This window comes from uncultured Granulicatella sp. (assembly GCF_963545075.1).
Classification (GTDB): Bacteria; Bacillota; Bacilli; order Lactobacillales; family Aerococcaceae; genus Granulicatella.
In genome coordinates this window covers 1-8,997 of the sequence record NZ_CAUUHX010000064.1, presented here as the reverse complement: position 1 = coordinate 8,997, position 8,997 = coordinate 1, and the positions used below count along the sequence as shown (strand labels likewise).

Annotated in this window: 6 protein-coding genes; 5 read left to right on the top strand and 1 reads right to left on the bottom strand. The window is 32.3% G+C overall.

Going from position 1 to position 8,997, the window contains the following annotated elements; genetic code table 11:
• A partial coding sequence (locus tag RWZ86_RS07720; protein ID WP_314681126.1) for a hypothetical protein occupies positions 1 to 1,580 on the top strand: 1,580 nt, incomplete at its 5' end.
• A gap of 191 nt (positions 1,581 to 1,771) precedes the next feature.
• Positions 1,772 to 2,464, top strand: a complete 693-nt coding sequence (locus RWZ86_RS07715) for a DUF554 domain-containing protein (RefSeq protein ID WP_314681124.1) — start codon at positions 1,772 to 1,774, stop codon at positions 2,462 to 2,464.
• A gap of 64 nt (positions 2,465 to 2,528) precedes the next feature.
• Here the strand turns inward: RWZ86_RS07715 and RWZ86_RS07710 are convergent, their stop codons facing one another.
• The gene (locus tag RWZ86_RS07710) at positions 2,529 to 4,379 is read right to left on the bottom strand and encodes a glycoside hydrolase family 13 protein (RefSeq protein WP_314681121.1); all 1,851 of its coding nucleotides are present in this window, start codon (positions 4,377 to 4,379) and stop codon (positions 2,529 to 2,531) included.
• A gap of 283 nt (positions 4,380 to 4,662) precedes the next feature.
• On the opposite strand from RWZ86_RS07710, the gene glgB reads away from it, so the two are divergent.
• From glgB to glgD, 3 genes are read left to right on the top strand one after another with little or no spacing between them, the layout of a single operon-like run.
• Positions 4,663 to 6,522, top strand: a complete 1,860-nt coding sequence (gene glgB / locus RWZ86_RS07705; protein ID WP_314681119.1) for a 1,4-alpha-glucan branching protein GlgB — start codon at positions 4,663 to 4,665, stop codon at positions 6,520 to 6,522.
• A gap of 16 nt (positions 6,523 to 6,538) precedes the next feature.
• Positions 6,539 to 7,711 carry a glucose-1-phosphate adenylyltransferase gene (locus RWZ86_RS07700; RefSeq protein ID WP_314681117.1) on the top strand — a complete coding sequence of 391 codons (1,173 nt, stop codon included), beginning with the start codon at positions 6,539 to 6,541 and terminating at the stop codon, positions 7,709 to 7,711.
• A 1-nt stretch (position 7,712) separates the two neighbouring features.
• Positions 7,713 to 8,825, top strand: a complete 1,113-nt coding sequence (gene glgD / locus RWZ86_RS07695; RefSeq protein WP_314681115.1) for a glucose-1-phosphate adenylyltransferase subunit GlgD — start codon at positions 7,713 to 7,715, stop codon at positions 8,823 to 8,825.
• Positions 8,826 to 8,997: the final 172 nt, after the last annotated feature.

Here is an 8,997-nt window from a genome sequence, read left to right as displayed (position 1 = left end):
AAGGTGAGCATCACGACCATGAAGCTGAAAAACATGAAAACGAAGCTGAACATCACGACCATGATGCTAATAAACATGAAGCTACTTCAGATGATTATGTTTCTCCAATTCCAAATGAAAAAGATTTAACAGAAAAATCTCCAGAAGTTCAAAAATATTTAGACTATATCACTTATGCTTATGGAGTAGAAAGAGATACGATTAAATTAGAATCTGCTTATAAAGATGGAAAATATGTAGGAAAAGTATTTGCTTTCCAAAATATGGAACAAGGTCAAGATAAAACACATATTCATCCTTGGGCGATTCCACTACGTAATTTTGAAGTTCCAAGTTCAGATGCATCTATTGATCCTGAATTACGATTTGCTCAAGAAATTGCTTCACTTGCAAAACGTATGGGAATTTCTGTAAAAGATATTCGAATTTTAGGCGATAAATTTGAAGTACCACATGGAGATCATAGTCACTCTCTAAAAATTCAAAATATTGAAGGTGCTAAAAAATATGTTGCGAATAAATTAAAAGAAATTACACCAACATATATCGCAGGAGATTTAGATACTAAAGCAGTAGAAAATCAAATTGAAGCTTTAGCAAATAAAGCATCTGAAAAATATAAAACTCAACCTGTTGAATTAAGCCGTATCTTAACAAGCTTAAGAGAAATCAAAGAACGTTTAGATGAAAAAGGAAATTCAACACAAGGATATTTAGAGTTATTAAAACAATTTGATGAAAAATATATTGAAAAAGTATCAACAGTTACAACACCAGAACTTTCTAAAGAAGAGAAAGCACTAAATACATTACATGAAAGTATTATTCGAACAATTAATGATTTAGAGTTAGCTGATTATAATGTTACAAAAGATGAATTAAGAGCTGCAGCAAATAAAGCTATTGAAGCAAAAGATATGAAAGCTTTAGAAGCAGTCAGAGATTATGTACAAGCATTACAAGATGCGAATAAGCGTCTTGGAGTTGAAGGTATGAAATATTTATACTTCTTTACTCAACATGTACAAGATAAACCATTACCATTTGAGTTAAGAGAAAAAGTTTCTGATTTAATTGCAAAATTATCGAAAGCAAAATTCATTCCTGGTGAAACAGGAACAACTGAAGCGATTATTAGTCCATCTTATTTTGCTACAAAAGAAATCAAAAAAGCTCATGAAAATCCATCAGAAAAAGTGGATACACGTGTTGGAGAGAAGTACAAAGCAATTGCGAAACCAGACGATGAAGAATCTATGAGCAAATTAGCTGAGATGAAAGAAATGGCTGAAATGGCATTGGATCAAGAAGATAAAGATAATTCAATTCCAACTTCAGATTTCACTGAAGCATTATCTGAAGAAGTGAAGAAAGATTTAGCAACTCCAAAATCTAAAGATCAAGCAACTTCAATAAATACAACAACTCCAAAAGCAGAAGAAACTTCTTCTGTGGCAAGTACTCCAGCAGAAGCTGAGAAACCAGTGGTTACTGACAAAGCAGAAGAAACTGTAGTACCTGCTACTACAACAACTGCTTCACAACCTGCAACGTCAGCAAGTGAACAACCACATGCTTAATTTGTCGATAAACTGATAGCCAAACTACTTGTAGAACATACATATATTGGCAATCGAAAAAGAACCGAATTCGATACAATTCGGTTCTTTTTTTTAAAATTAGGAATCCATTAGAATTGCTAAATTCTAATGGATTTTCTAGTTTAATAGGGGTATACTTGTGGCAGTATTGCTAGAAGGAGCTAGAGAAAATGGGTGTAATGATAAATGTTATTGCGATTGTGATAGGTACAATAATTGGTCTACAATTAAAAAGAGGAATGTCTGTAAAAATGTCTACACATATTATGCAAGGCTTGGCGCTTAGTACGTTTATTATAGGCTTAAAAGGAGCTCTAGTAGACCAAGATATGATTTTAATGATTGTATGTATTTCTATTGGAGGTTATCTTGGAGAAATAATGCAATTAGAGGAGAATATTCGAAAATTTGCAGATTGGATTCAAGAGAAATTTTCCAAAGAAGGCTCTCAAAATCAATTAGCAGAAGGTTTTCTGTCAGCAGTATTAATCTTTTGTGTTGGAGCAATGGCAGTTATGGGGTCTCTTGAAGCAGGGCTTCGAGATAATCATCAAATTTTGATCACAAAAGCGATTATTGACGGAATTGCGTCCATTATTTTGGCAACGACAAAAGGAGCGGGTGTTATGTTATCTGCATTAGCGATTCTTTTGTATGAAGGCGGAATTATGGTTTTAGCTCAATTTGTAGCACCCTATTTAAGTGAATCGATTGTCTATGCAATGTCTGCAGTTGGTTCATTATTACTGGTTGCATTAGGATTGAATTTATTAGAATTAACAAAAATTAAAGTCATGAACTTTTTACCTGCAATGTTTTTACCGATTGTGTTAATTCCATTATTTAGTTTGATTCGAGGATAAGATAAAAATAAGAGAGTGAATAGGATACAAGATATATTTCTATTCACTCTCTTTTATATGAAAATTAAACTAATTCAATCGCTCCAAAACTATTTGGACCTACTACGATCCCATAAGGAGTAGGGTAAAATTCTCCTTTTTGATAATGAATATCTCCTGAATAGTTTGCAATGAAATGAGCAGAATCATCTAAATTGATGATACATAGCAATTTGCCACGTTTATAAGCAATACAACCATCTGTAACTTTAATGATGTCACAGTCTGTTTTAAAATCGTCTTGATATTGATGTCTAAAGTTCGTTAATTCTTGATAAAATTCTAAAACTTCATCATCTTTTTCATTGAATTTGAATGTCTTACGATTATAAGGATCTCTAAATCCATACATACCAATTTCATCCCCATAGTAAATACAAGGAACGCCAGGAAGCGTAAATTGGATAAAGGAGGCAATAAAGAATCTTTCTTTTGCTAATTGATATTCACTAGCAGTCAGTTTATAATCTGGACGTTTTTCAACAGGGAACTCTTCAGGTTTTTCAAATGCTAAAACTGTTAAGATTCTTTCTGTATCATGACTTGATAATAAGTTCATTAAAACATCTAATGCAGGTTTTGGATAGTTTTCTAGTAATTCTAATAAAGCTAGAGAAAATTGACGAGCATCTTTTTGTTTAACAAAGCGAATAATAGCATCTCTCCATGGATAGTTCATCACACTGTCAAATTGTTTTCCTAAGAAATATCTTCTTCTTGTGTTATAAGAGAATTTTGTTGTTGCATCTTCCCAGACTTCTCCAAGTAAGAAGCAATCTGGATCTTCTTGTTTGGCAGATTTTCTTAATTGATCAATAAAACAATCAGGGAATTCATCTGCTACATCGATTCGCCATCCGCCAATGCCTAAGCGTTGCCAATAAGGAATGACACCATTTTTAGCATCAAACATAAATTCTTGATATTCTTTATTTTCTTTTACAACAGTTGGTAAATTCGTGAATCCCCACCATGATTGATACACATTTGGAAACTCCATAAAAGTAAACCATGGATAGTAAGGAGAATCTTGAGATTGATAAGCTCCTACACTGTCATAATGCCCATAACGATTGAAATAAATACTATCTGCACCCGTATGGCTAAATACTCCATCTAATGTAATCCGAATATCTTGTTCTTTAAAATCTTTACATAAATCTTTGAAGTCTTGAACAGTTCCTAAATAAGGATCGACATTAAAGTAATCAGAAGTAGAGTAGCGATGATTTTCAGGACTTTCAACAATTGGGTTTAAGTAAATACTATCAATCTTCAATTGTTTAAAGTAAGGTAATTCTTCATGAATCCCTTTTAAATTTCCCATAAAGAAATCTTGTGCACGATAGTCTTCATGTGTAATAGAAGAATAAGGAATAGCATTCCAGTCGTCATGTCTAACACGCATTTCTTCATTTGCAGCAACGGTTGCTTGATAATGAGGACTCTTCTTAAAGCGGTCTGGGAAAATTTGATACATAATACTTCCTTTCATCCAGTCTGGTGTTTGGAAGTCCGCATCATAAACGGTTAATTGCCATGAAGCATAAGACTGTTCTTCCATAGTAAAGACAGCATTAAATTCGTGTTTTTTCAAATATCCGATAGAATCATCAAATGTGATTTCAAAATCATAAAAATAAAGTCCAGTTTCTAATGCAGGGATTTTTACAATATGTTTACGAGATTGTTCTTTAAATACATCAGCAGGTTCCAATGGATAAATATATTTTTGTTGTGTGAAATCGTTAAATAAGTTTAATGACAGTTGTTTAAAATAAAAATCTTGGTGAACCCATACTTCAAAAAGAATGTCTTGAGAAGAAGAGACTGCACCTTTTGGATATTTATCTTGAAGAGGATTAAATTGAATCAAGAAATATCTTCCTTTCTATATACGGTCTAATAATATAATTGTAGTATAAAATAAGGTGAAAAGAAATGATTTGTGAAAAAATAATTTTATTTTTCTCAATAGTAAAACGCTTTATATTTTTTGAGAAAAATTGAAAAAAATATACGAAAATAGTCAAGTATATGCTATAATAAAGCCATAAGTAAACGGAAAAAAACGATTGAAAGTTTTTTATTGTACAAAATAATGAAAACGCTTATCGTGAAAAGTAAAACGGATTGATTTTAAGAAGGGAGGCATGCGTATGGAATATACTTTGGATAAATATTTATTTCATGAAGGAAAAAACTTTCATGCATATGAATTTTTAGGATCATTTCTTGAAGGAAATCAATGTACATTTAGAGTTTGGGCCCCACATGCAGAACAAGTATTTGTTTCGGGAGATTTTTGTGGGTGGAATCCAATAGCATATGAATTAACAAGAATAACGGATGAAGGGATTTTTGAAGGGATTGTACCAAATGTTCAATCATATGATGCATATAAGTATGTAATTAAAGCCTCAGATGGAAGAATGCTGTGGAAGTCAGATCCTTATGCAAGACACACACAAACTCGTCCAGAATCAGCTTCTAAAGTATATGCAAATCAAAATTATAATTGGAGTGATGAGGAGTGGGTTAAAAGCAGAATCATTCCGTATCAACAGCCAATGAATATATATGAAGTTCATTTAGGCTCATGGAAGCATAGCGAAAGTGGAGAATTTCTTAGTTATAGACAAATAGCAGATACTTTAATTCCATATGTAAAGGAGATGCATTATACGCATATTGAACTTCTCCCTATTACAGAGTATCCATATGACCCTTCTTGGGGATATCAAGTAACAGGATATTTTGCAGTGACATCTCGTTACGGAACTCCAGATGATTTTAAATATTTAATTGATAAAGCTCACCAAAATGGCATTGGAGTCATTTTAGATTGGGTACCAGGGCATTTTACAAAAGATGAATTTGGCTTATATGAATTTGATGGACAATGTTGCTATGAATACTCTGATGAGCGAAAAAAAGAACACAAATCATGGGGAACACGAGTGTTTGACTATGGCCGTGGTGAAGTTTGTTCCTTCTTATTCTCAAGTGCTAATTACTGGATTAAAGAGTTTCATCTTGATGGCTTACGAGTAGACGCTGTTAGTTCAATGTTATTCTTAAATTATGACCGTCCAGAGCATTTAGCGGCTAAAAATATTTATGGTGGAAATGAAAACTTAGAAGTATTAGATTTCTTCAAAATTTTAAATCAATATGTAAGAGATAATTATCCAGGCGTGATGATGATTGCAGAAGAAGCGACTGCGTATCCTAAAATTACTGCTCCAGTCGAAGATGGTGGACTCGGTTTCCATTTTAAATGGAATATGGGGTGGATGAATGATAGCTTAGATTATATTGAAACAAATCCAGTTTATCGTCAAGGGTGTCATAATAAATTAACTTTTTCAATGTGTTATGCATTTGTTGAAAACTTTATTTTACCAATTTCTCATGATGAAGTTGTTCATGGGAAAAAATCATTATTAGATAAAAATCCTGTTTCTTATGAAGAAAAGTTTTCTAATTTTAAAACATTTTTAGGGTATATGTTTGCACACCCAGGAAAGAAATTAACCTTTATGGGAACAGAAATTCCACAATTTATCGAATGGAATGAAAAACGAGAATTAGATTGGTTTTTATTAGATTATCCTCTTCATAAAAAAACTCATGATTATGTAAAAGCTTTAAATCTTTTTTATCAACAAACTCCAGCATTTTGGCAACAAGATGGAGGTTGGGATGGTTTTGAGTGGCATGTAGTAGATGACGCTGATCATAATGTTTTTGCGTTTTCGAGAAAAGCAGAAAATGAACAGGAAATTTTAGTCATTTCTAATTTTTCTGGAGTAAATTGGAATCAATATTGGATTGGATTTAATGATGAACGTAGTTATCAATTAGTATTAAACTCTAATGACGATAACTTTGGAGGACAAGGAATTCAACAGACACAGGCAAAAACAGTTGAGCAACAATGTGGGGAATTTTCATATACTCTTCAGATAGATATACCAGCATTTTCAACAATGTACTTTGAAAGAATAAAAAAATAATGTGGGGGATGTACATATGGCAAGAAAAAAAGAAATGGTCGCAATGTTACTAGCAGGTGGTCAGGGGACTCGTTTACAAGTTTTAACTCAAGATATGGCTAAACCAGCTGTACCATATGGTGGAAAGTATCGTATTATTGATTTTCCATTGTCTAACTGTGCGAATTCTGGAATTTCGACAGTAGGGGTATTAACACAATTCAAGCCATTAGAATTGAATTCTTATATGGGGAATGGGCAACCATGGGATTTAGATAGAATGGATGGAGGTTTATCTATCTTACCACCTTACACTGCTGGGAAAACAGGAGAATGGTATAAAGGAACAGCCCATGCTATTTACCAAAATATTAAGTATATTGAACAATATGAACCTGAATATGTCTTAATTTTATCTGGGGATCATATTTATAAAATGAATTATAACAAGATGCTTGAATTCCATAAGGAAAAAGAGGCAGATTTAACAATTGCTCATATCAATGTTCCTATGGAAGAAGCGCATCGTTTTGGGATTTTAAATACAGATGAAGATTTAAGAATTGTGGAGTTTTTAGAAAAACCAAAAAATCCAGTTTCCACAAAGGCATCAATGGGGATTTATATATTTAATTGGAGAGTTTTACGTGAATATTTAATTCGTGATGAAGCAAATCCAGAAAGTGAGAAAGATTTTGGGAAAAATATTATTCCGATGTTGCTTGAAGAAGAAAAGAAAATTTATGCCTTCCCATTTGAAGGGTACTGGAAAGATGTAGGTACAATTGAAAGTTTATGGGAAGCCAATATGGATTTAATTAAAGCTCGTGAAGCTTTTGATATTGACGATAAAACATGGAGAATTTATTATCGCCATGAAGGACGCTTACCTCAATATTTAGGGGAACATGCTGACGTTCAATCTTCTATGATTTCTGACGGTACTTTAGTTTTTGGACAAGTAAAAGATTCAATTATTTCTTCAGGAGTTGTTATTGCAGAGGACGCTGTTGTAAAAGATAGTATTATTATGCAAAATGCTACGATTGAAAAAGGAGCTAGTGTCTACCACTCCATTGTAGCTGAAGGAGCCGTTATTAAATCAGGAGTATCTATTGGACATGAAAAAATTGAGTTAGGAAAAGATATGATTACGGTTATTGGACGTAATGAGGTCGTCACTGAGCCGAAGAAAGCGGGAGGTTGCTAATATGATTAAAGCTTTTGCGATTTTATTTGCGGATAACTATAGACAAGATGATTTACATGGATTAGTTCGTTCTAGAACGTTAGCATCTCTTCCGGTTGGTTCTAGATATCGTTTAGTAGACTTTATGTTATCGTCTTTAGTAAAAGCAGGAATAGACAATATCGGAATTTTAACAAATCATAATTATAAATCATTAAGAGATCATGTAGGTTGGGGAAAAGATTGGGATTTAAATAGAAAAAATAGTGGGTTAACATTATTAACTCCATTATCAAACTATTTATCTACTCGTATTCCTCAAAATAAAATTGAAGCATTAGTGAATACAATGGTTTACACAGAAAATTTAAAAGAAGAGTATTGTATTTTAGCAGATACGAATATTATTGGAACAATCGATTTTAAAGAAATGTTCCAATATCATGTCGATACTGCTTCAGATATTACAGTAGCTTATCATTACCGTAAACCAGAAATTGGAGAGTCTCAAATTATTTTTGATAAAGATCATAAAGTATATGAATCTTTATATCACTTTAATGGATCCAATGAAACTTGTGCTACTCAAGCAAAAATTTATATTATGACAAAAGAATTGTTAAATGCCATTATTAAAAAAGGGATGACTCTTGGATGGGAAGATATTTTAAGAGATTATGTTTCTAAAAATTTGGATACTTTAAATGTTTATGCATATGAAATTAAAGGTTATTCAAAAGTTATCAATAGCGTAAAGGATTATTTTGATTTCAATCAGGATTTATTGAAGCCAGAAACTTTAACGACAGTGTTTGATAGTGGAACTGATATTTTAACAAGAGTTCAAGATAGTGTGCCAACTCATTATGGAAAATATTCTAAAGTGAAAAGTTCACTTTTAGGAGATGGTTCAATTATCAATGGAACAGTTGAAAATAGCATTATTTTCCGTGATGTTATAATCGAGGAAGGCGCTGTTGTAAAAAACAGTATTATTATGGCTGACTCTATTATTAAAAAAGGTGCTAAATTGAATTATGTGATTACAGATAAAAGTGTTGAAGTTCCAGAAGATAAGGAATTATCAGGAACAAGTGAATGCCAAGTAATCGTTGAAAAAAATAGATGTGTTTAATCTTTAAGATAGCTTCCTATTCGGGAGCTATCTTTTTTCTTCAACTTTTATAAAATACTGGTGCTTTTTAATGGCTTATCGTATAATAGAGCTATCTGAATTTAAAAATTAGAAAAGGTTGTGCATTCATGAGAAGACGTACGATGTTGCTTTTCGTCTGCACGTTTTTAGT